At 41.6% G+C, this 25,344-nt stretch carries 17 protein-coding genes and 1 pseudogene; 15 read left to right on the top strand and 3 right to left on the bottom strand.

Annotated features, from left to right (window positions below):
* The first annotated feature begins 11 nt into the window (after positions 1-11).
* From NST85_RS26465 to NST85_RS26430, 8 genes are all read left to right on the top strand, one after another.
* Positions 12-218, top strand: coding sequence for a DNA-directed RNA polymerase subunit beta (locus tag NST85_RS26465; RefSeq protein WP_127194016.1), 207 nt, complete (start codon positions 12-14; stop codon positions 216-218).
* 279 nt (positions 219-497) lie between these two features.
* Complete coding sequence (fabZ, locus tag NST85_RS26460) at positions 498-920, top strand: 3-hydroxyacyl-ACP dehydratase FabZ (RefSeq protein WP_127194017.1); 423 nt, start codon at positions 498-500, stop codon at positions 918-920.
* A gap of 57 nt (positions 921-977) precedes the next feature.
* Positions 978-2,696, top strand: coding sequence for a phospho-sugar mutase (locus NST85_RS26455; RefSeq protein WP_341190842.1), 1,719 nt, complete (start codon positions 978-980; stop codon positions 2,694-2,696).
* 357 nt (positions 2,697-3,053) lie between these two features.
* Entirely contained in the window at positions 3,054-5,072 is a 2,019-nt protein-coding gene (locus NST85_RS26450) for a DUF5693 family protein (RefSeq protein WP_341190841.1), read from the top strand.
* The gene (csaB, locus tag NST85_RS26445) at positions 5,045-6,175 is read left to right on the top strand and encodes a polysaccharide pyruvyl transferase CsaB (RefSeq protein WP_341190840.1); all 1,131 of its coding nucleotides are present in this window, start codon (positions 5,045-5,047) and stop codon (positions 6,173-6,175) included. Before NST85_RS26450 ends, csaB begins: the two co-directional genes overlap by 28 nt.
* A complete protein-coding gene (locus tag NST85_RS26440) occupies positions 6,172-6,948 on the top strand; it encodes a WecB/TagA/CpsF family glycosyltransferase (protein WP_341190839.1) in 777 nt (258 codons plus the stop codon). Before csaB ends, NST85_RS26440 begins: the two co-directional genes overlap by 4 nt.
* 109 nt (positions 6,949-7,057) lie before the next feature.
* The gene (locus NST85_RS26435) at positions 7,058-8,179 is read left to right on the top strand and encodes a glycosyltransferase family 4 protein (protein WP_127194022.1); all 1,122 of its coding nucleotides are present in this window, start codon (positions 7,058-7,060) and stop codon (positions 8,177-8,179) included.
* A 534-nt stretch (positions 8,180-8,713) separates the two neighbouring features.
* A complete protein-coding gene (locus NST85_RS26430) occupies positions 8,714-9,091 on the top strand; it encodes a hypothetical protein (RefSeq protein ID WP_341190838.1) in 378 nt (125 codons plus the stop codon).
* 71 nt (positions 9,092-9,162) lie between these two features.
* On the opposite strand, the gene NST85_RS26425 is transcribed toward NST85_RS26430, so the two are convergent.
* Both NST85_RS26425 and NST85_RS26420 read right to left on the bottom strand, forming a co-directional pair.
* A complete protein-coding gene (locus tag NST85_RS26425) occupies positions 9,163-10,029 on the bottom strand; it encodes an IS3 family transposase (protein ID WP_170220213.1) in 867 nt (288 codons plus the stop codon).
* Complete coding sequence (locus NST85_RS26420) at positions 9,978-10,328, bottom strand: helix-turn-helix domain-containing protein (RefSeq protein ID WP_127193234.1); 351 nt, start codon at positions 10,326-10,328, stop codon at positions 9,978-9,980. The genes NST85_RS26425 and NST85_RS26420 overlap by 52 nt, the downstream gene beginning before the upstream one ends.
* Before the next feature lie 383 nt (positions 10,329-10,711).
* Here NST85_RS26420 and NST85_RS26415 point away from each other — a divergent pair, with 383 nt between their 5' ends.
* The 3 genes from NST85_RS26415 (at position 10,712) to NST85_RS26405 (ending at position 18,733) form a co-directional block, all read left to right on the top strand.
* Entirely contained in the window at positions 10,712-14,746 is a 4,035-nt protein-coding gene (locus tag NST85_RS26415) for an S-layer homology domain-containing protein (RefSeq protein WP_341190837.1), read from the top strand.
* A 141-nt stretch (positions 14,747-14,887) separates the two neighbouring features.
* Entirely contained in the window at positions 14,888-15,229 is a 342-nt protein-coding gene (locus tag NST85_RS26410; protein WP_127194024.1) for a hypothetical protein, read from the top strand.
* Positions 15,230-15,724: 495 nt separating this feature from the next.
* Positions 15,725-18,733, top strand: a complete 3,009-nt coding sequence (locus NST85_RS26405) for an S-layer homology domain-containing protein (RefSeq protein WP_341190836.1) — start codon at positions 15,725-15,727, stop codon at positions 18,731-18,733.
* An 87-nt stretch (positions 18,734-18,820) separates the two neighbouring features.
* Here the strand turns inward: NST85_RS26405 and NST85_RS26400 are convergent.
* A pseudogene (locus tag NST85_RS26400) lies at positions 18,821-20,129 on the bottom strand (IS3 family transposase).
* Between the two features lie 187 nt (positions 20,130-20,316).
* Here NST85_RS26400 and NST85_RS26395 point away from each other — a divergent pair.
* The 4 genes from NST85_RS26395 (at position 20,317) to metK (ending at position 25,304) form a co-directional block, all read left to right on the top strand.
* A complete protein-coding gene (locus NST85_RS26395) occupies positions 20,317-22,848 on the top strand; it encodes a hypothetical protein (protein WP_341190835.1) in 2,532 nt (843 codons plus the stop codon).
* A gap of 112 nt (positions 22,849-22,960) precedes the next feature.
* Positions 22,961-23,485 carry a hypothetical protein gene (locus NST85_RS26390; RefSeq protein WP_341190834.1) on the top strand — a complete coding sequence of 175 codons (525 nt, stop codon included), beginning with the start codon at positions 22,961-22,963 and terminating at the stop codon, positions 23,483-23,485.
* Positions 23,486-23,605: 120 nt separating this feature from the next.
* Positions 23,606-23,872, top strand: coding sequence for an alpha/beta-type small acid-soluble spore protein (locus NST85_RS26385; RefSeq protein ID WP_341190833.1), 267 nt, complete (start codon positions 23,606-23,608; stop codon positions 23,870-23,872).
* Positions 23,873-24,101: 229 nt separating this feature from the next.
* A complete protein-coding gene (gene metK / locus NST85_RS26380; protein ID WP_341190832.1) occupies positions 24,102-25,304 on the top strand; it encodes a methionine adenosyltransferase in 1,203 nt (400 codons plus the stop codon).
* Positions 25,305-25,344 lie beyond the last annotated feature (40 nt).

Raw genomic sequence — 25,344 nt, 5'->3', positions numbered from 1 at the left:
TGGAGAGTTTCATGAATCAGAAGAGACGTCCGGTCGCGAAGAAGAAGCGATCGGGATGGATGGCATTGCTGAAAGTTGTTCTGATCATTCTATTTCTTGTCTTGGCCCTCTTTGGAGGGGCAATTGTAGGCTATGTCGTGCTTGGCAAACAAGATCTCGGAAGTGTCATGGATATAGCAACATGGAAACATGTATTCGATTTGGTATTTGCACCGTAATTAACAACAAATGGATTATAGACTCCCGGCGACGGGAGTTTTCTTTTTAAACGAGGAAAATGTATAATGATGATGGATTAGTGTGAACTTAGAGGATTAAATCAACAACCAAATGATCAAAGGGCTTAATCAATATACGGCCTGTGGCTGCATACGGATAAGCCCCTTATCTTAACCTTCGCTTCTGCAGATGCTAAGGATAGTTACAGTGTGACCGACCTTAGGTTGTTTTATACAGATTTGATGGTTCATTGATAAAATACGAAAGGGGTAATACATATGTTAGATTCAAATCAAATTCAAGAGATCATTCCACATCGTCCGCCCTTCTTGCTGGTGGATCGCATTATTGAGCTGGAGGAAGGCAAGCGGGCAGTAGGTATTAAGAATGTTACGGTTAATGAACCGTTTTTTGCCGGCCATTTTCCTGGTTATCCTGTTATGCCTGGTGTTCTGATAACAGAGGCCCTTGCGCAAGTTGGAGCTGTCGCTATTTTATGTGTGGAGAGCAACCGGGGGAAGATTGGATTTCTTGCCAGTTTAGATGGGTTCCGCTTCCGTGGACAAGTCGTTCCCGGAGATGTGCTGCGTCTTGAAGTAGAAATTATCCGTCTTAAAGGTTCGTTTGGTAAAGGCAAGGCCGTTGCTAAAGTAGAAGATAAGATTGTTGCAGAAGGTGAAATTATGTTCGCCTTGTCATAAGACATGCAAACGTGGCATAACTATACTTGATTTTTACTCAAGGAGGAGAAACAAATCATGACAGAACTAAATTCAACCATTAGAGAGAAAGTAGAGGGCTGGTTACAAGACCCTTCTATTGATGAGAGTACAAAGCAGGAACTTCGTGCATTGGAGAATGATCCGGCTGAACTGGAGGATCGTTTCTATCGCGACTTGGAGTTTGGTACGGGTGGGCTTCGTGGTGTGATTGGCGCGGGCAGCAACCGGATGAATCGCTATACAATTGGATTGGCAACTCAAGGTTTTGCACAGTATATACTTGAAGCGCATGGTGACAAAGAGGGACGCCCTTCAGTAGTGCTCGCTCATGATTGTCGTCACTTCTCACCTGAGTTTACACTTGAGGCTGCGCTTGTACTAGCAGGCAATGGGATTGTTGCTAAACTGTTTCCGTCTCTGCGTCCAACACCACAGCTTTCTTTCTCTGTCCGCGAGTTGAACGCTACGGGTGGTATTGTTGTGACGGCGAGTCATAACCCACCGGAGTATAATGGTTATAAAGTATACAATGCCTCAGGTGGTCAGCTTGTTCCGCATGAAGCAGAGGTAGTAATATCAAACATTAAAGAACTAGTATCGTTCGCGCAAGTGAAACGGTTGACTAAAGAAGAGGCAGAAGCTCAAGGGCTGCTACAATGGCTCGGGGAAGCAGAGGATGAGGACTTTGCTGAAACGGTTGCAGCAACTAGTGTTAACCGTGAATTGATGACCTCTGGGGCAGCAAAGGATGTTGTGATTGTCTTCACTCCACTGCATGGAACAGGTAACTTGCCTGTGCGCCGTGCACTCGACAAACTTGGGTTTACTCAAGTGCATATCGTGAAGGAGCAGGAACAACCGGATGCTAATTTCTCGACGGTGAAGTCACCAAATCCTGAAGAGCGTGAAGCTTTTACACTAGCAATCGAACTTGGGAAGAAGGTTGGCGCCGACATTCTGATCGGTACCGATCCAGATGCAGACCGTATGGGCGCAGTAGTAAAAACTGCGGATGGAGAATATGAGATTTTGACGGGTAATCAGTCCGGTGCGATCCTCGTCCATTACGTATTAAGCCAGTTGAAAGAACAAGGTAAGCTTCCTTCAAATGGTGCAGTAGTGAAGACCATCGTTACAAGCGAATTGGGTGCAACCATTGCCCGTCATTATGGCGCAACGGTATTTAACACGCTAACCGGATTTAAATATATCGGTGAGAAGATGAATGAGTTTCAGGAATCTGGTGAACATACCTATTTGTTCGGATATGAGGAAAGCTATGGCTATTTAGCCGGCAATTATGCACGTGATAAAGATGCTGTTGTAGCGTCTACGCTCATTTGTGAGGCTGCAGCATTCTATAAACGTCAGGGCAAAACATTGATCGATGTACTCGAAGAGCTTTACGTTACGTTTGGTTATTACCGTGAGGCACTGAGTTCACGGACCTTGAAGGGTAAAGATGGTCTGGCTCAAATTGGCGCACTGATGGATGATTTCCGCAGTAACCCACCAAAGGAAATTGCCAGTACTCAGGTATCTGAATTACTAGATTACTCTTTGGGATTGGATGGTTTGCCGAAAGAGAACGTACTGAAATTCTTACTTGAAGATGGTTCGTGGTTTACTCTTCGACCATCAGGAACAGAGCCGAAGATCAAATTCTATTTCGCTGTGCGTGGCACCTCAAATGAGGATGCGAAGGCTCGGCTTGCACGACTACAAGAAGAAGTTTTGGGGCGTGTAGACGCCTAAGTATTAGTAAGACATGTGTGTGTCTTTGTACAACTAACTTGCTTAGTACAGTCATCATGCGGGAATAGGATTGAATTTTAGTGTCTAACGTTAAATTGAGGTTTTGATAAGCCCTTTTTGGAGTATTTTTTGGGGAAAGAAGACAATCATACTATCACGGTATGAGTGTCACCTTTCCCTCAAGGATCTCCCGTTATTTCTAAGGCTATTCGATGCGCAGGCTTATGATGCAAAAGAGGCAAGGGATGGTGAGTCGGCAAGTACGACTGATTCTTCAGAACTGGCATTATATATACGACAGATTAAACTTGCATAGCAGAATAAAGTAAATGGTTTTTATAATGAGGAGGTACGTTTGTGATTCGGAGTTGGCAGCGGTGGAATAACGCTTCCCGCAAATGGTTATGGTTATTGGTGGTTGTCGGAATCGTGGCTTCTTTGCCAGTGATATATCAGCGGGTTCAGACGGAATCGTCTGCAAAAAAGGTAGAGTTTGTTTTCAATTATCGCGGTTTACTAGAAATATCAGCGCTTAAGGAGAATCCTGCGGCGTTTATTGATGAGCAGTTGGATAAACTGAAAGAGGCCCGCATAAGTACAATGGCGGTGTTTGAAAGCACGCTTGACGAGTTGACCAAGGCGCGTCGGATTATGGTGTTCAATGCGTCGGATGTAGCAAAAATGAACCAGTCTGTTGTTTCGGATAATGGCAACCAGACGTATATCGCATTTACCAGCTCGGATAACGAGCAGCAGCTCCGCCCAATTATAGAGAAGGCTTTTGAGGATATGGATGTCTCAGTTAAGCCTTGGACATATGGAGAACATGCTGGTTTAGTTCTTGGAATGGCACCAGAGGAAGCGGTACTCAAATCGATGCAGCCGGATCCGATAGCTATTGCGAAACTGCAGGACAAAGGATTTAACATCCTTCCCCGTATGTCAGATACGATTCGTTATAATCAGGACGATGTGGACGAGCTTCTGGCTTATTATGAGCAGATCGGTGTGAAGCGTATCCTATTTGACGGAGATGCAGTGAAGGGATATAGCGACAACGAAGCGATGAACAGCCTTGAAGGCTTCGCAGAGTTACTGAAGAAGCATAATATTGGGCTCATAACCATTGAGAATCTGAAAGCTCCACAAAAAGGGCTCAATAAATTGGCCTTTTTAACAGACTACAATATGGTTCGACTCTTTTCCTTGTCTGATGTTGATGCTAACCTGGACAGTCTAAAATTGGCTGACAAGTTCGTATTAGCCACGAAGGATCGGAATATCCGGATAATTTATTTAAATGCTTCACCATCTAAGGATGTAGTCAAATCAATCATATCGAATCCCATTGATAATCTGATTGGTTCACTACAAGAACCAGGCAATGCTATCCAGTCTATTGAGGATAATGGTTTTGAACTCGGACAAGCAGAGGCCTTCAAAGTGGTGGATGCTTCTTGGCAGAAGTATCTGAAGGCAATTGTTGTCTTGGGTGGCGTAGCGTTCTGTGCCTTACTGGTCTCTGTGTTCATACCATCGCTTACGTTGGCATCCCTTGCAGTGGGTTTGGTTGGTTCTGCGGGTTTGTTTGTACTGAAACCTGTCTTATTAGAACAGGCCTTAGCGTTACTTGTTGCAACTAGCGCACCAACAATTGCAATGATACTGGCGATTCGGAAGATCCGAGAAGTTAATGAGACGATACCGGATATGTCTGCTGGACGTAGGTTGACTCACACGATTGTTTTATATTTAAAAACAGCAATATTATCACTTGCAGCAGTGCCTTTTGTTATCGCGTTACTTAACAATATTACTTACAGTTTGGTTCTTAATCAGTTCCGAGGGGTTAGCTTGCTTCACTTTGTTCCGATCTTTTTGACTGCTGTATATGTATTCCTATACCTTGGCAAATCGATTTGGCAGGAACTGCTGAAATGGATCAAAACACCGGTTACGCTACTATGGGTAGGTGCATTCGCGGTATTGGCTGTGGCAGGATACTTTTACTTGTCTCGTACTGGAAACGGGGGCACGTTACTCCCGGGCGAAGCGACTTTACGTTCATTCTTAGAGAATACATTTGGCGTACGGCCACGAAACAAGGAGTTTTTACTTGCGCATCCACTATTTATCGTTGGTATATTCGCAGCGTTCCGTTACCGTCCAGCTATTTACGTGATGATTGTCGCGGTTATCGGTCAGTTATCGATGGTTGATACATTTGCACATATCCATACACCGGCTGTCCTTTCCTTGATCCGTGGTGTACTCGGTTTAGGTCTGGGACTGATCTTCGGATTAGTACTTACTTTGGTATGGTATGTCATTGAAAGGTGCTGGGATAAATGGTCACCGCTTCTACTAAAACCATAGTTATCTCCGGTTATTACGGATTTCGTAACAGTGGGGACGAGGCGGTACTGAAATCGATCCTAACTGCGTTAGAAAAAGAAGGACGAGCTATCGGGATGCAAATTAATCCGGTGGTTCTGTCGATTGACCCCGAATGGACAACTCGGACGTATGGCGTAAGAGCCGTACACCGGATGAAACTCGGTGAGGTTAGGAACGCTATTAAGAACAGTAGCGGATTAATCAGTGGAGGCGGAAGTCTACTGCAGGACGTAACCGGTTCAAAATCCATTCCGTATTATCTGGGTGTGATCAAATTAGCCCAGTGGATGAGAAAGCCTACTTTTGTTTATGCTCAAGGAATTGGCCCGGTTAACCGCAAGCTGTTCCATGGGGTAATTGCTTCGGTGTTCCGGCGCTGTAAATATATTTCCGTGCGGGATGTGGAGTCTGCCGAACTGCTCCGCAGCATGGGAATTCAAGACGATTCAATCCAGGTGGTTCCTGACCCTGTTATGGGCCTAAGTCTTCCGGAAGGTCAGGATGATCCGAAAAGCGGACCAACCAGAGGACTCCCGATTATTGGCGTATCTGTTCGCTACTGGAATCCAAAACGGACCGAGTTGAACGAGTTGGCCGAAGGGTTAAGATTGCTCAGTTTACGTGTTCCGGTGCATATCCGGTTCTTACCTTTTCATTTCCCGGGTGATGACGAAGCTTCCCGATATGTGATGAATCGTATTGGAAATGTTCAAGATAACGGTAGTAGGATCAGCATAGCAAAGGAAGTAGAACATCCCCAAGATATGTTGCGTGAAGTCAGTCGTTCCAGTTTGCTTATTGGTATGAGGTTACACAGCTTGATCTATGCCGCCTCACAAAATGTGCCTATGCTGGGTGTGTCTTATGATCCTAAGATTGATCATTTTCTTGGTCGAATCGGTCTCTTGCCGATCGGAACGAGCGAAGATCTTGATCCTCATGCCTTAGTGGAAGAAGGCGAACGCCTCTTGCTGGAAGGCGAGGCATGGCGCTTGAACCATGCGACGCAAATTGCTGATTTGAAGGCAGAGTCGCGAATTCCTGCGCGCAGAATTGTCGAATATTTACGGAGCAAAGGATGAGTAGCGTGAACAAAGTGAATGCAAATTCAGTGGAAGCCGTGCCTACTGTATCTATCTTCGGAGTTCCTTTTTGCAAGTGGGGGATGAAGGAGACAGTATCCTATCTGAGCGAGGTTGTATCGTCGGGAAGACCACATCAAGTTATTACAGCTAATCCGATCATGATGATGGCTGCCAAGGAAGACCCTGCATACAAGAAGATGATGCAGCAAGCCGATTTAATCGTACCTGATGGAACGGGTGTCGTCTGGGCTGCGAAAATGGGCGGTGTTCCAGTAACTGAACGGGTTCCTGGGTTTGATTTGCTTCATGAGTTAATGAAGCAAGGAGATCGTCATGGCTGGAGAGTATATCTGCTTGGAGCGAGCAAAGAAGTGATTCAAGAGGCGGCAAGGCGGTTAGCCCTGCAGTATCCTACGGCTGAAATAGTTGGATACCGTGATGGATTCTTCGGTCCGGAACAAGATCGAGAAGTGATCGACAACATTGTCCAAGCTGCTCCGCATCTGTTGTTTGTGGCTAGAGGTGCTGATACGCAGGAGCCTTGGATTGCAAAGCACAAAAAAGAACTAGGTGTTCCAGTCGTCATGGGTGTGGGCGGAAGCTTTGATGTAATATCTGGTAGGACGAAACGAGCCCCCATGTTATTCCGTAAACTGAAGATAGAATGGTTATATCGGCTTTTGAAGGAACCAACTCGCTTTAGAAGAATGCTTGCACTGCCGAAATTTGCCTTGTGGGTGCTGCGTGACAGAGAAAACATCACTAAATGATTGAAATTTCGTATAAAACAGCGTAATATTGCTTAAATGCGGGGTTGGTGTTTCTCATTAAAGGGAGTATAATTCATTCCGGCACGAATAATTGGGGGTTGAAATATACATGTGGATTATCTACACCATTGGGTTTATTCTAGCAATGGGCTTGGCAATAGGGCTGACGCCGCTCGTGAAGAAGTTTGCTATCAAAGTCGGTGCTGTTGATGTTCCTAACGCACGTAAGGTTCACACGCGCATCATGCCTAGACTTGGTGGATTGGGTATTTATTTATCTTTTATAATAGTGTTTTTTATTGTTCTTCCGTTCATTCCTGTGAACTTCACTGACCGCGAAGTGAATTTCGTCAAAGCGTTTCTTGTTGGTGGTTCAATGACATTGCTACTGGGCGCGCTTGATGACCGTTTCGATCTGAATGCTAAATTGAAATTCCTGTATCAGATTGCTACAGCTTGTGTGGTTGTATTCGGATTTGATATTCAACTGGAATTTGCTAATATACCGTTTCATACGTATGCGTCCGTGGAAAGTTGGATTGCTATTCCGTTCACTATTCTCTGGATTGTTGGTGTGACGAACGCGATTAACTTGATCGATGGACTGGATGGTTTAGCGGCAGGTGTGTCTGCAATTGCTATTGGTACGATTGCTGTGATGGCATTCTTGATGGGCAACGTAGTTGTTGCGCTATTGTCCCTATTGCTGCTGGGTAGCATTATCGGATTCCTGTTCTTTAACTTTCATCCAGCTAAGATTTTTATGGGTGACTCTGGAGCGTTGTTCCTGGGATTCTGTTTGGCATTACTTTCACTCCTTGGGTTCAAACAAGTTGCTATCGTCTCATTCCTAACACCGCTGATTCTGATCGGTGTACCGCTCTCAGATACATTGTTCGCCATCGTACGTCGCTGGAGACAGAAGAAACCGATCTTTTCACCGGACAAAGGGCACTTACACCATTGTCTACGTGAGCTCGGCTTCTCTCACCGCCAAACCGTATTGATCATCTACGGTATCGCCGCATTCTTCGGCGTACTCGCGATCATTCAATCGTCTGCCGCCATGTACAACGCGAACTGGGTTACTTTCGTAGTCATTTGCGTCATGGTATTCTTCCTGCAGATTGGCGCAGAGGTCATCGGCCTCATCGGCAAGACTAAGCGTCCCGTTCTCGACTTCATCGCGAGACTACGCGTAAAAGCCGGCGCGGAGCGCGGTTCCAAATAACTAATAACTCAGAACAAAATTCAAGCTATAGCAATCATATGATCTTATTTATTGGACAATCCCTGTCTGTACAAGCTGTACAGTGGGGATTGTCTTGTGTTTAGGGGTCATGGGGACAAGGGAAGAAGAAGCGCCAAGCGCCCATCAAGCATGCCAAGGACACCAAGAACACGATCAAGTATGCCGCCAAGCGCACTGCCAAGCATGCAAGCGTATCGCATCTAACATGTCAAACGCAATAAGTGTATTTTCTACACTTAAATGTAGCCTCGGTGGGGAAAAGCTAACTTTAGTTGCAAAAACTACACTTAAACCTGCCCGAATGGGTACATAGTTCTTTTTTTCAGAATTAATTGCACTTTTTACAACTATTTTCTAAGTGCCGTGGGATTAAGCGAATTAAGTGTAACTCCTACAACTACTCACGTTAATATAACCTGTGATGTCTTTATGCTTCATTTATCGACTGGATTCGGATATACTAAGGACGGACCTAGATAATGCTAACAAATCTTTTAAGAGGGAGTTTTTCCGATGAGTGAACAACTACTTCAACAGATTCTACAGAAGCTAGACAACATAGAGGTTGAGCAGCAGTCCATGAAGTCTGACATGCAGTCAATGAAGTCAGACATGCAGTCCATGAAGTCTGATATACTCTCGTTGAAAGGGACACAAGGGTTGATGCAGATTCAATTGAATGAGACGAACACTATCGTTCGAGCCATTCGTGATCGCCAGGATGAGACAGATGCTAAGCTAGATGCACTTAGTATGGATGTGCATAAACTGCACGGAGAACTAATCTTTCTTAAAGAGGGACAAGAACGACATGAGAGAATTCTGGAGAGGCTATCCCTTCGCTCTATTGAGCATGAAGCTGAAATATCGGGTTTACGCCGGGCCAAGTAACAGAATTAATATATGATAATGCCTATTCTCTTTATGGTCAAGACCCCAATTAGTAGACATTGTAAAAACACCTAGGACACAAGCTGGTTCCTGTACTCAACAGGAGTCAGCTTGTTTAATTTTCGTTGTGCTCTATCTTCGTTATAAAAACGAATAAATTCTTCAATTCTTCTTTGTGCCTCATCGGTACTTCGTATATCATAAGGGTAGAGTGCTTCGACTTTAAGATGAGAGAAGAAGCTCTCGATTGAGGCGTTGTCATAACAATTCCCTCGACGTGACATGCTGATTTGGGCTCCAACCTGTGGCAGCATGTCATGGTAAGCATGAGACGTGTACTGGCTTCCTTGATCGCTGTGAACGATCAGCCCGGTCACGTCTTTATGCTTTTCAAACGCCTTTCGAAACGTCTCTAAGACAAGCGGATTGTCATTATTCCTACTAATGTGGTATCCGACGATTTCGTTATTCCACAGATCTTTAATGGCAGATAAGTAAATCTTGTCATCAAAAACACGATATTGCGTAACGTCTGTTGCCCATTTCAGATTAGGTTTATCGGCTTTAAAGTCTCGGTTCAACAAGTTCTCTGCGATCCTTCCATCCGAAACAGCCGCCTCATGACTTGTTCTATGGACGTACTTACGGCGTATAATCGCTTGAATACCTAGTTCCTGCATGAGTCGTAGAACCTTCTTATGATTCACTACAAGACGATATTGGCGATACAATTCATCCTGTATACGACGGTATCCTACAGTCTTGTTACGTTGCTCATAAATGATACGGATCTTAAGCTTCAAATCCTCGTCAATATGCTTATTCTTGCGCTTTAAATAAGCATAGTAACCGCTTCTGCTAATCCCCAAATATACACAGAGCTCCTTTACGGTTTGTTTATGCTTAAGTTCGTCGATGACGACATATCTATCCTGCAACCCTCCCGATTCAAGATTTGTAACCACTTTTTTAGGACATCTACCTCCAACTGCAAACGACGCAACTCACGCTCTTGCTCTGTTTCAGCCTTGTGTGGATCTCCACGTCTATCTTCAAATGCAGCTTGTCCTTCTGTCCGATACTTCCTCACCCAAACCTTAACACGGTTTTTATCGTTTATTTCTAAGTGTTCTGCAATCTTTCTGTAGCACCATCCATCCTCAATAAACAGTCCTACCGCTTCTACTTTAAGAGACTCAGGATAATGCTTAAACTTCTGACCCTTCTTTGCTGGCATAAAAAATGCACCCCCTAGAATTTCATCGGCTAAACCCGGGGGTTTTTCCAATGTCTATTCTAAGGGGTGCACTTCATTATTGGGAATAGGTTTTTTTTGTTTAGACTTACATAATGGATAATTGTGAGTTCGCTAAGGGTTAAGCGCAAGGCGTCCAGATAAACGGGTGGAGCACGGATGAGGTTTGTTTTTCTATGCGCAATACTGCGATAAGCACACTAAAAGTAAATCGTCCGATATTTTGTGAACGGATTTTATATTTCCCTAAAAATTTAGAGCAATTTGTCCGATAACAAATCTAAGTGAAAAACTTTTGGATGGTTTCCGTCATGCGGTTTTCGGGAGCTACAAGAATCCAACTCAAAAAAAGGAGAGATTATCACATGCAACGAATTAAGAAGCCGTTTATATGGCTAACCTTGCTATCCCTGATTATTACGTTGTTTCCAGTAGGTTTGATAAATACTGCTGAGGCAGCGCCCAACGGGACAACCTACTTTAGTCCGGATATTCTAGACATCCGTAAGACAGCTAACATGGATGTGGATGGATTGGAACCCAACCCAGTTCCTGGTACTTCGGATGATAAGAATCTAAGAAAGAATGTATACACCACTAACAATTCGACTATAGCAATTGACGGGACTTATTCCAAGGTATCTGGGGATACCATGAAAGCTCAGATCGATTTGCTAACTTGGGATGCATCAACAAAAAAATGGACCGCTGATAAAGTGCATTCTGCACCAGGTACAGTTCTGAAGGACTCTAGTAATGAGAATCGCTTTAAGGCATCTAATCTAACGTTATTCCCGGGCTTGAACCGAATTACGTTCAGCGGGAAGTTTGGTAACGCAGAGGGCTCTGAAACCTTCTATGTGCTATACGACAAGATTCCTTATGTCACCAAATTGTCCATCTCTGGAAGTGGCTTCCTCTCAGATATCAATCTGAATGAAGGAACCAGAGCGGTTGTGAAAAATTCTCAGATCTCTTTGCTTGGTGAGGCTTTTAATACAACAAAAGCAACGGTAACAGTCAATGGTGGGACTCCGCTATCAACGGAGATTTATAATAATACATTGGCGTCTCCCCCACTTCGGCTGTCACCAGGTCTGAATAAATTGGATATTACGTTCTCAAATGCATCTGATTCAATTCAAATTACACGAGATGTATATTATTTTACAGAAGATAAGCCGTTTATTGATCTTTATGTACATGATGGTACAAATGAACACAAACTGTTGGACAAGTATCCAACCTTGAAGAAGAGCTTAACAAGTGCCAAACTCTATGTACAACTATTGGTACCTTATGATACTGTGCCTTTTGATGCCGCGAATAGTCAAGTAATGGTTAACGATGTTGTTGTTACACCTATAATGCTTGATCCAAATCTTTATAATACTTTGGGTGAATTTGTACCGCAAAACTCAACGAATGAAGTAATTATTGAAGATGTCCAAGGTCCTGCTTATCGATTAGTGACCTTCGAGATTCCTTCCTTCGATTTTGCCAAAGATACTGTAACTGGTGCTGTTTATTCGCCGCAAACTCCTGTAATTAAGGTTAATTATGTCTATAAAGATGGAACCAAAACTTCATGGAAATATAGCACATCCTATGAAGCTAAGTTCCATCTGGATAATAATAATATATCCATTACTGATATGAAGTATCTTCCAGATTATGATGAATCTTTCGTTGGTGATCTAAGTAAGTTCAGCCAAGTAGCATTAAATAATGCTCGTGTTGACAAGAATGATTTTTATATTATGGTACAAACCAATTCTAAGCCCGCTAATTTAAACAGCTTGGTAGGTAAGTACTTGCCTCTAGGGGCGAAGAATGTAGAGGTAAAATATATAGTAGAAGCCATAGAGGGGAATGCCACCAAGGCTAATACGTATATATATAAAGTCACTAATTTTTCTAGTGGTGAGCAAAAGGTGAGTTTCCAGTATCCAGATTCAACTCCTTATACGGCTACTATTTCTTACGCTACAAAGAGCTACATTAATGTAAATAACTTAAGTGATGGACAAACTTACCCGTATAATTCCAAAGGTGGACAAAAGGAATTTATTATTTCTGGTGAGTATATAGGATTTGATAACATTCTCAATGCTCAATATTTTGTGAATGGGCTTGATGGTAACCAATTGACCACAAAAGAGGGGAAACAACCGGCCTTAGGTGTTACTAATTCTCAGAAACAATTTAATCTCAATTTATATATAACACCTACTGGACCACTTGTAGCTGGAGAGAATAAAATTGAATTCAGAGGTACATCGATAGACGCAGCAGGCAATAAGCAGGTTATAAGTAAAGTACTCCGGATTTATATAATTGATGAAAATGTATCATTAATTACCCAATTTCATCCGGGCAAAGTTCCTCCAGCAGAGGCGTTTAACCAAAAACGTGTAGAATTCCCGAGTTGGTCGGATTTTAAAGCTGATCCGAGAACTGTAGAAACAGAAAAAATAATTTCACAGATTCTTGAAATACCAACAGAATTTAAATTTGCTGATGATAAGTATACAACTAGCGAGGAACAATATGATCTACTGATCCGTGGTAATGGGACTAGGTTTGTTAATTTGTATCTGGGTTCGGACAAGCTACTTACGATTGACATACCTGAAGCAAGTGGAACAACAGATCACGAGGAAGGTACAAAAACAACTGCCGAGGGGTATACTTACGATATTCTCGGTAATGATAAGGATTTCTTGATTCGCGTTCATAATTTCAAATTTGAAACACCTGGTACGCATGTATATAATCTAGAATTGATTAATTCTACGGGTGCCCGTACGAATCAAAGGTTAGAAATAACTAGAGAAATGGCACCATACCGCCTACTTGCTCCACAACCAACGGTTGGAGGACAATACGTAGTTAATAAGAACTTTATTCGTTTTGATATTGAAGCGGAAGGTGCTACAAAAGTTATAATCGGTAAAGACGAGGCACTCCGGCGTACGGAACCAGATAAACAAAATCGATTTACTTATGACTATGTAGGCTTAAAGCCAGATAAACTTAACAAGATTAAGATACAAATTGTACGTGGAAATTCCACTATCAATGCCACGATTGAAGTGTATTACACTTCAACTGTAGGAATTGACGCACAATATATGGCAGAGAAACCAAGCAATAAATACAGTGTATTTAATAAGAAGCTGGAACTATCATTCCCGAAAACGACTATTCTACAATCAGCAGTTCCAAATAATGACCAGATCACAAAGTTTTATCCAGACACAAAGTTTTTGTTCGGTATTGCGGATCCGAAGGATGGTGTAGTTGAGCGCCGTAATGATTACGGTGTGCTCATTAACGATAATTCAGAAGTAAATAATGGATATCTTATCCCGGCGATTTACCCAAGTCGATTTAATTCTAAAGAAAATACGTATAATTTCACGCGTGTTTCTGATATTTACTGGATTAGTGGGGGCGTTGGTGAATTAGGTGATCTGGGAGATTTGAATGGTTATAAGCCAGCAACGAATGGACTGGCACCTTATTCAACTGAAGGGATATTCACAGCATTTGAGAAAGAGCGTGAAGTAGTTCCTTCTCAACGCGGCACATTGAAATTGTCATATAATTCTAATGTTGTTGATGAAGCAGGAACGTTAGTAACTGTATACAGATTTGTGGATGCTGGAGGTTACGGGAAGTGGGAGCCGGTTGCAGGAGAAGTGAACACAAAGGCTCACACGATTACAGTTCCTTTTGATAAGTTCGGTTACTATACAGTTATGAAATTGAGTAAGAGCTATACGGACATCACGAATCATCCTTGGGCAAGAAACATATTGAATGCACTCTATTCCAAAGGTATCATGGAGCATTTGCGAGTGGACGCCTTTGGTTCGGATGACCAAACAACTCGTGGTGAATTTGCATCACTTCTTGTAAAGGGATTGAATTTACCGCTGATTAAAGACGAACAACAAACCTTCTTTGATGTCCCTGCGGGTTCAGGGACAGTAACTTGGAATTTCGTACATTTAGAGACAGCAGCAAGAGCTGGGATTATCACTGGGCGTACGGAAGGATTCTTCTCACCTAACATGCCGATTTCAAGACAGGATGCAGCAGTCATGATTGCTCGCGCTCTTAAATTGAAGCTTTCTTTGAACGACCAGAAATTGAAAGACGGTCTGGTGAAATCCTTCATAGATTCAGGTAAAATTGATTATTATGCACTTCCGGCTGTTCAAGCAGTAACAAAGGCTAAAATCATGTCGGGCAGTTCAATTACCTTGCCTGGAGCTAAGAAGCCTTCTTACAACTTCAATCCGGATAGCAACATGACTCGGGCGGAAGCCGGTAAGATCGCAGTAGAATTATTGAAGAAGAGTACGAACATCTTCCCTAAGAATTTTAGTTAGTCACTTGAGAGAAGCCTTGTCCGCAGGTGTTTTGCGGGAAGGGTTCTCTTCCTTTTTATCACATAGTTTTGTAATTTGCTGGACATTACGGTACAATGTTTATAGTAATAGACATTTTCGCAAAAGGGTGGATATTAGCAGATGAAACCGATCTTATCAAAAGCGCAATTAGGTTATATGAAAGCAAAGAATAAATTTGAGGATAGATCTAAGATTTTGGAGAAGAGAATTGAAGAAACAGCTAAACTTCAAGAAGTGAGTCAGGAAGTTATGGAAGGCCTTGTTATTGAAACGGGTTTCCACGATGCATTTAACGAATTACGCGCGGCTGAGAACGAATTAGTTGACTGGTCACATGTTACAATGAAGCATGAGAAGACTTATAAGGATAATAAGCAAGCAATTGAGGATATGTACGCTAAATTGGATACTGATCCACAAATGCGCGCTCGCATCATTCAGTTGGCTATGAAGGTAAGATAAGATTCTTATAGAATTGACAAATAAGACGTCCATGTGGACGTCTTATTTGTGTTTAACTTACATAGGCTAAGGGTATTGAATTGGTAAAAGCTGCTTAATGACTGACATATTCAGGCGTGTTATACTAATTCCCGTCAGAAGGTAGGGGAGTAAATAAGTTGAAATTGAGGGTAAGCTTAGAAAAGGTTACAAACTCGCAATTTATTTTCGAAATACCGCAACTTTTTGAATTCTACTGCGTTTAAGATGTAGAACAGTGAAATTGAGGGCCAGATCAGACATTCCAAGATGTTCCTTATGGGTAAAAATGTCTATCAATTAGAAAAATTAGCTTTACGGCTCTTGGGACTCATTGTATAATGATTTAGGTAGGATTAGGAAACTATTCTATTTCTGCATTTCTATCTTTGTGTTTGTTTACAAGTTTCTGCGATATTGTCGCAGACCTAATTTATAGGAAACCGCTCAAGCTCTAGAAAGGGGGTGCAATGGCTAATGAGTAACACGAGCTATTCATTTAAAGAAAACTCTCATATGAAAGTTATTCAAGGAGGAGAAAAAAAGGTTATGAAGAAAATTTTATCCGTAGCTTTGTCTACAGCAATGGCATTCTCAATGTTTGCATCTGTAGCATTCGGTGCTGACGCTAAGTTATCACCTGAACAACAATTTAACGTATTGAAAGATGCAGGTATCGTTACTGGGTATCCAGATGGTACTGCAGGTCTTGACAAATCTATTACTCGCGCTGAATTGGCAAAGGTTATCGTTAAATCGATCAACTTGGAACCAATCACTGGCGTAGCTACTTACAAAGACAAGAACTATACTGCTTCTCACTGGGCAGCTCCTTTCATCGAAGCAGCTACTCAAGCTGGTATTCTAGAAGGTAAGAACCTTGAGAAGAAATTGTTCGATCCAACTGGTAACGTAACAGTTCAAGAATTGGCTAAAGTTTTGGTTGCTGCATTGAAACTTGAAGTTCCTGCAGAAACTAACAACACAGCTACTGAATGGGCTAAAGGTTATGTAGAAGCAGCAGTTAAAGCCGGCTACCTAGAAGCAGGAATTAACTATCAAGCTAACGCTACTCGCGCTCAAGCAGTTGTAGCATCTTATGCTATCTACGAAGCTAACCAAGTTCCAACTGTAGCTTCTTACACAGTATCCGAATCTGGTAAAGTTGTTGAGTTCACACTCTCCAACAAAGAAGTTGTGAAAGTAACTTTGGAAAAAGCTCTTGAAGCTAACAAAGAAACTGAAGTGAAATTCACTCACAACGGCGTTGATTACACTCATAAAGTGACTTATGTAACAACTGTTGCTCAAAAAATTGAATCTGTTAAAGCTGAGAACCTGAAACAAATCGTAGTTACTTTTGATGGTACTTTAGATGTAGCTTCAGCTGGGCTTGAAAGTAACTATAGCGTTAAAGATAGAACTTTCAAGAGTGCTATATTGTCTGAAGACAAGTCAAGCGTTACTTTGTTGCTGGATGAAAATCATTCTTTGACTAATCAAAAAGAATTTGAACTCTCCATTAACAATGTTAAAAACAGTGACAGCACTAAAACCTTCAATCAAAAAGTTAAATTTACTCCAGTTGATGTAACTACACCTACTGTAAAGGAAGTTACAGCTTTGGGAACAAAAGCTGTAAAAATCAAATTCAGCGAGCCGGTACAACGTGCTGAAGCCGTAAAATCTGCCAACTATAAAGTTGATGGTAAAGCAATCGGTGCTTCAATCGTATACAGCTATCCTGATACTGTAATTCTTTCAACTAATTTGACTGAAGGCACTCATAAAATTTCTGTAAGCAATGTAGCAGATGCTTCAGGCCTAAAAGTAGTTCCAGTGGAGTATGATTTTACAGCTACAGTTGATACAGCTGCTCCTGAGGTTGTTGGTGCAACTTCCAAAGATTTGAGAGAGGTTACTGTTGAGTTCAATGAACCAATCAAATCTGTGAGCAGCGCCTATGCAAATGCTAGCTCAAATACTGGTATCATCGAAATTAATGACAACAAAGTAACTATTAAATTCTTGGATGATAAAAAAGCACTGAATTATAGCGAAAACACTATCACCTTGAAAGGCGTTCGCGATTACAGTGATAATGCTGCAGATCGTGAGGTTAAGGTTAACCCAACCTTGGATACAGCTCGCCCTGAAGTGTTGAGCTATGAGCTTAAAAATGAAAATGGAAATTACGTTGTAAAAGCAAAATTCAGTGAAGCTCTGAAAGTTTCTACTGTTGAAGACCGTACAAACTACGTGTTGAAGGATTCCGATGGTAAAGTTGCTGATAAAGCCGGCACGGATGCTAAAGGAAATCCAATTGAAAAACCAACCTTTGACACTAAAAACAATACTGTAAGCATTAACTTAGGTAGCGATCTGGGTAACAAGGCATATACATTGACTATCTCTGGTGTACAGGATAGTGCTTATGTACCTAACTCAATGTTGCCATACACCCTTGCTCTTGATGCAGCTGCAGCTCAAGAAGGTGCAATCAACCGCGCTTGGCTGGAAAATTACGGTGATGGACAATATGTATACATTGAGTTTAATAAGGCAGTAGCAACTTCCGGATCTGGTGATGCATATGATTATGCGAAATATACTTGGGTAAATGCTTCTAACCAAGAAGAAAAACTGGCTGAGGAATCCGGTGATGTTACAGTAATTTCTTCTGACACAGTTCGTATTTTCACGAAAAAGAATGTAACTAAAACATCGACTATCAAAGCTAATTATGTAGCGAATGCTGATGGTAACTACTTTACACAAAATGGTAGTTATGTACTGTCAACAACAATCAAAGACCAAGCAATCGCTTTGAATAAAGCAACAGCTACTAGCACTAAGGAAGTTAAGCTGGAATTTGATGGAAAATTGAACTATGTTGACTACACTGACTTTAGAGTGGGAACTATCACTCCTTCAAGTTATGATATTAGTTCAGATTCCAAAACGTTGTACCTGAAATTTGAAGGATCCGGTAGAGAACTTCCTGCGGATATTGAGACAAAAGGACTAAAAGTATCCACTGTAAGAGACAATACTCAAGATGTTTATGGAAATAAAGTTGTATTAAGAAGTGTGGATGTTGTTGATGATGTAGCACCTGAACTCATTGATAATGGTATTGTAATTGCACCAACAGTTACAGATGATGTTTATACAGCTACTTTGACATTCACTGAAGCAATTGACATTTCCAATGCTAGTCAGTTTACACCGGGACTTAAAGGCTTGTTCGAAGTTAAAGTTGCTGATAAAGCTGCGGTTATCGACAGTGTATTACCATCGGGTAACAATAAATTAGTAGTAACGTTTACTCTTAATGCTGCTAATAACAAAAAAATTGCTCTTACTGATCAAGTATTCTTCAAATACACTGCTGAATACAGTAAAGCAATCACAGACGTATCCAATGCTAAGAAGAGCTTGGCGACATTTGAAATCAATGAGCTTTATGATTACATCAACAACTAATATCAATTTAAAAGAGGGCCCCTCGGGGTCCTCTTTTAAATTATACCCCCTGTCAAGGACACTTTAAAAAGAAAGAGCTAGTCATGTTTAAGAGACTGATAAGAGATGATTCCTGTACAGTACAGGAATCATTTTTTGTCTTCCCCACTGATATCTATGATAGTTGTAATAACGAATATATCGATTCACTTGACGTTGAAGTTCAAGGAAGGAGGAGCAACTTCGATGATCCACATGGTCCTTCATGTGACCGAAAAAGGATTCCTGAGGAGCGTTATCCCAGCAGTTTCCGCGTCTAGACATGGACTGTCCTAGACCATGATCTCTCAACAGTTTTGGTAGACTGGGCTGGTATAGTGGTTCCCTTGATCGGAGTGAATAAATGCATCCTTATGCAGTTTTACATTTCGTTGCTTTAAGAGACCGGCTACTGTATCTGTGGCAATATCAAGCGTGATTCGATCAGATAATTTATGGGCTAACACCTCTCCTGTGGATGCATCTAGTAGGGTTGACAAATAGGCCATCTCAGAGTGGCCGTAAGGAAGGTACGTAATATCGGTGAGCAGAACCAGTCCAGGAATCTCTTTTCTGAAATCTCGTTGTAACAGATTAGGTAGCGTCCGGTGTTCCTTCGTGGCTTTGGCAATGCGTTTATACGGGTTAGGCTTACGATGAGGACTTACCAAATTGAATTTTTTCATGAGCCTGCTAATTCGCTATAGGTGACCTTAAAGTCTTGCTGTAAGACCATCTTAATCGAACGTGTACCCTTTTTGAATCCACGTCGGTTGAATGCCTTTTTTACGAGTTTTCCAGCTTCTTCATCTCGTTTAGTACGTTCTAGACGTGTATTTGTGGACGCAAGATAGTTGTAGTACCCTGAACGAGAAACCTGAAGGAGCTCGCATAGATATCCCGTCAGTCTACTAAAGCCCTGATCCACCGTGTTCTTGATGAGTTCAAATTTAACGCTTATGCTTCGCTTTATTCCGCTGAGTAACAGCCTCCTTTCGTTCTTGTCTAACTTTTTTAATAGTTCGATTTGAGACTCGAGAAGATTGATTTGTGTCTCTTGCTTCGCAATCACTTCTTCCGAGGTTAGCTCTCTTTGAAGAGAACGGCCAGAAGCGCCCTTTCGATTATCTAATAACCCGATAATCCCATCCCGGTTATATGCCTTTTTCCATCGATCTGCACTCTGCTCCACACGTGTCATGCCAATGATATGGACAGGAAGACCATGGCTCTCAAAGATCTCTCTTGGCAATTTACCTGCCATGTGCTCTTCTATGAATAACCGCTTAAACTCATCTGACTTTTCACTAATTTTGCTTACATAGTTGTTCTTAAGTAAAAGTACTTGATCTGCTCCGCTAAAAAGTTTCTTACTCATGTCATCCCCCTATGCTTACTCTAGTATTCAAAAAGATACCCACAGCCTAAACACCTTTTTTTCAAAGTGTCCAGTCTAAGGGTACCAGTTTATTTTTAATTCATCCTCATTTCATATTTTTATTAAACTTTTTCCAATCTAATGCGTATATACTATATACGACTTTGTAAAAATGGGAGGTTTAATCTTGAACAGGACTAAATTGGTTATTGCGTCATTAGCTGCGGCTGCTTTGATAACTCCAAGTATTGTAGGTACAGTGGAGGCTGCAACAACTAAGACGCAAACGAAAACTACAACGACGCAAAAGCAAACAACGGTAAAAACGCTGAATAATTTGAATGCTGTTAAGATCACGAGTAAGAGTACGGTAAAGCTAAGTAATGTTAATATTTTGGCTCAGGAAGATGGGAGTATATTGACGTATACCCTAACTTATCAAAACAATGACAGTAAGAGTTTGTCATTAATCGATTATTGGACAAAAGTCAAAACGAAATCAGGTACAGTATATAGTGTAACCGCTACAGGAGCGGATAAAGAGAAGAAGAAAGTAGTAGCAGGCTCTTCGGTCAGTATTACTTATACAACCCAAATTTCTAAAAATCTGAAATATAGTGACCTGAACTTCCAGATTGTCAAATGGGACTTTAGCATAGCGGGTTACGAAAAGACATTAGGTAGCATTAATATACCATCTAACTACGCAGTAGCTACTCCTGTAAATACGACGCAAAAGTTAACGCTAAATGATCTTACAGTAAATGCAAAGGTTAGCTCGGTCAGTGTGCTAGGATTAGGGGATCATAATTACGTTAATGTTGCTTTATACTTACAAAATGCTAGCTCTAAAACTTTGGACAATCCGAACTTGAAATATGTTGTTCAAACGGTAGGCGGAACCACATATGCCTTAACGGCCGATTCATTAAGTACCAGTTATCAAATTTTACCTCAAGAAAGTAAAACGTTAAATTTAATTGCTAAAATCCCCAAGAGTGTGAATTTAAATAATCTACAGCTCTTGTTTGTTCAAAATGATGAAACTTTAAAAAGCGATATTCCAGTTGCATCTTTAAGTTTGGGAACCAAAAAAGGAGAAAGCACAAAAACTGCTGTTAATAAAGAGAAGATACTAAAAATCGATAGTAACAACATAGCAACTAGAATAGAAAGTATATCTAGAAATCAAAGCTTCGGAAAAAGTGATTTGTCCGTACAATTTGCCTTAGTAAATAAAGGAGATAAGACGATTACAGTACCAAACTATTCGTTTGAAATTCAAACAGGATCTAAGTCGTATCCACTGGTAGCAAGTGGATTAGATGGATTGTCACTGGAACCTGGTGACGAACAAATGATATCGGTTGATGGTACTCTACCGGTCATTGCAAACGCAGAAGAGATGGACTTGATTTTGAAAACAACAACAGGTTCATCGCCGGATAAAACGACAACTTCAGCTGTATCAACTAATAGTTACCCTATTGCAGTTTATAGCTTGCCAGAATATACAGAAATGCAGCACGCTGTAGGCCAAGAACGGGTGATTAAGAATAATGATGGTGTCTATGGTGTAACTCTCGACAGTGTTCAAAAGCTTCCATGGAACGATGGCAACTTGTTATCTACTAAAATAACTATTGCTAATAAAGGTACCAAAGCGGCTAAACTTCCTGAGTTTGTAGGATCATATAAAATGGATTTAACATCGCTTAATAGTACAGTCCAATTAGTGAATAGTAATATGACTCAAATTCTTGGACCAGGGGAAAAGACAAGTGTCTATGTGGTGACTAATATCCCTAGTAGTCTGACCTTCTCTCAATTGCAGATTCAATTACTTCAAAAGACAGGTACGGATAAGACTAGCAATTGGGTTATGTTCTCCAACTACGGGAAGACTAGCGATTTAAAAGTGACTGCAGATGCAACTTATTTCAACATGGATACAGCAGGGAAAAAGTCTGATTTGATGACACGTAAGACTTACCAGTACAAGGGAAGCACGAACGATATCATCTATACGGAACTGATCATGCGGAATCTGGAAAGTAAACAAACGAATCTTTCTCAGCTCACCGGTTATTTCCAAACAGAAGATGGTCAATATTACAAGGCTGATGTGAATCAAGTAAATCATGCTGTTGGTCCACAAGCGGCAAGTATTATTTCCTTCTCAGCTAAGGTGCCGAAAGGAACAACGGTTTCAAATTGGAACCTCGTTGTTGGTGAGAGCATTACGGAGAACAAATTTACTGAACTGGAAGGTAAACCAACAGGTTTCGTAAATGCTTCAGCAATGGAGTTGAATCTGGATAGTAGAACTATTCAAAGTAACCTTAAGGATATAGAATTGTTCCCTTACAAATTAACCGTGAAAGAAATCGAAGGACGTACGAACTCTTCAGGGTTGGAAGTGAAGATGAAGTACGATTTGAAACGTGATTTGACGTTTGATATGGGAGAATTCAAACATAAGTTCATTCTTGAGGTAACTGATTCCAGTGGAGCTAGATTTGAGAAAGAAATCGAGTTAGAAAAAGACTTTATAGTAAGTAGCAATCAAAGCCTCTCATATGTAATAAATGATCCTATATTTGCGACTTCAAGATCTGGAGGATTCCAATTCTCCATTTACGATTCATATCAAGGCGAGAAGACAAAAATTGCTTCACAAGCAGCTTATTATGTTAATACAGATTTATACAAGGATTAATAGGAGTACAAAGCAAGAACAAACAAGAATCCCTCTAGTAGGGATTTTTGCTTGTTCAAACCTAGTAAAAACACTATCATAGATAGTAATAGACTCATAGAGGAGGAACATCATGAAGAGAACGTGGAAAGTAGCTGCAGCTGTAGTATTGATCGGTGGTGGAGTTTGGGCAGGCTCACTAGCTAATTTGAAGGCAGAAGGAGCAGGAGTAACTAACCAACCAGGTACAGCCGATGACCCGGTCGTGACGAAGAGTTATGTGGATCAGCAAATTCAGCAAGCTATTAAGGGTGGTGGAGGAAGTACATCAACCCCTACAGCACCAACAACGCCACCTTCTATAGGTGAAAATAGCGATTCCTCTGCAGAGATGAAGATTGTTGAAGTGAAACCGGGTAAGATACTAGTAGCTTCAGCAGGTACTGAGTTTATTGTCCGTGCAGGTAAAGCTATTTTATATAGTGAAGATAAGAATGGTGTAGCAGATCTGACTGATGGGAAAGATATTGTCGGCGGTGAAGCAGTAACCAATAACCATTTGTTGCTGTTTCCTAAAGAGGGTAGAGGTATACAAGTGAAGGAAGGCAATACTTACAACCTTACTGTCATTGTACGAGGCGGATATCAAATTAAGTAATGGATTTAAGCACATAAGTGATATTATTTTACCATAGTTAACAAACATTAATACGGGTAATCCAATCAGGTGAACACATACTATTCCTGAAACGCAACTACTTCAGGAGGTGTAAGTATTATGGCAAGTAGCAATCGTAAAATCATTCCGGAAAGTCGTCACGTACTGAATCAATGGAAGTATGAAATTGCTGCAGAGTTTGGATTAGCAGTCGGTGGAGTAGGTACAAGATCAGCTGACACTGAGTTTGCTGGTGAACTAGGCGCAATGGGAACTGGCATGAGCAGCGGTGGTAGCTGGGGACACCTGACTTCCCGTGAGAACGGATCTGTTGGTGGAGAAATTACGAAACGCTTGGTGGCTAAGGCTCAAGAAGGACTTTTTTAATCAAATTTTATTAAAAATACCTAGGTTATTTTGACATGAGTTGTCAAATAAGTTAATATGACTTTTAAGGATTGTCAAATCAACCTTTTCCGCTCTGGAAAAGGTTCATTTTTTGATAGGAGACCATTTTGGATCTCAATCCTTATTGTTCCATTTAATTGATGGACTATTTATAGTATTGGATAATTAGGCTTTTGCCATACTATCCATATGGGGAGGTTGACTGTTTATGTCTATACAAGGACGACACTTATTTACTTCTGAGTCCGTAACTGAAGGACATCCGGATAAAATTTGCGACCAAATCTCCGATGCAGTTCTTGACGCATTTTTGGCGAACGATCCTAACGCTCGTGTAGCTTGTGAGGTGGCAGTTGCTACTGGGCTTGTACTCGTAATCGGTGAGATCAGTACAAATTCGGAATATGTTGATATTCCAGCAATCGTGCGAAGAACGGTGAAAGAGATTGGTTATACTCGAGCTAAATACGGCTTCGATTCCGACACTTGTGCAGTGCTATCATCGCTCAACGAGCAGTCAGCGGATATTGCTCAAGGTGTAAATGCAGCGCTTGAGAACCGGGATCCGGCTCAAATGGATAAAGAAACAGCAGATATCGGTGCAGGAGATCAAGGTTTGATGTTCGGATTTGCTACGAACGAGACACCTGAATTGATGCCACTACCGATTGCGCTATCACATCGTATTGCGCGTCGTCTCTCAGAAGTGCGTAAAGATGGTACTTTGGATTATCTTCGTCCCGATGGTAAAACACAGGTGACGATTGAATACATTGATGGCAAGCCTAAGCGTGTCGATACGATTGTTGTATCAACGCAGCATGCCGAAGAAATTACGTTGGAACAAATCCAAAGAGATATTAAAGAGCATGTAATTCTCCCTGTTGTTCCGGCAGAACTGCTGGACGGAGAGACTAAATATTATATCAACCCAACAGGACGTTTCGTAATCGGTGGACCTCAAGGTGATGCAGGTTTGACAGGACGTAAGATCATCGTGGATACATATGGTGGTTACGCGCGTCATGGCGGAGGCGCATTCTCCGGTAAGGATCCGACAAAGGTAGACCGTTCAGCTGCCTATGCAGCACGTTATGTTGCGAAGAATCTTGTCGCTGCAGGACTAGCGGATAAAGTTGAAATCCAATTGGCATATGCCATTGGTGTCGCTACTCCAGTATCGATTAACGTTGATACCTATGGTACAGGTAGAGTATCGGAAGAGAAACTTGTGGAACTCATTCGTGAGAACTTCGATCTACGCCCGGCGGGGATTATCCGCATGCTGGATCTTCGTCGTCCGATCTATCGCCAAACGGCGGCATATGGTCACTTTGGCCGCACAGACATTGATCTTCCTTGGGAACAAGTGGACAAGGCTGATGTGCTGAAGGCGCAGGCAGGAATGTAATAGTTGAAATAAAAACGGATATCCTTTCCCTTGAGGGGAG

Source organism: Paenibacillus sp. FSL K6-2524 (genome assembly GCF_038005525.1).
Taxonomy (GTDB): Bacteria; Bacillota; Bacilli; order Paenibacillales; family Paenibacillaceae; genus Fontibacillus; species Fontibacillus anaericanus.
Note: the sequence above shows the minus strand (reverse complement) of the source record. Positions and strands in the feature narration are given on the sequence as shown.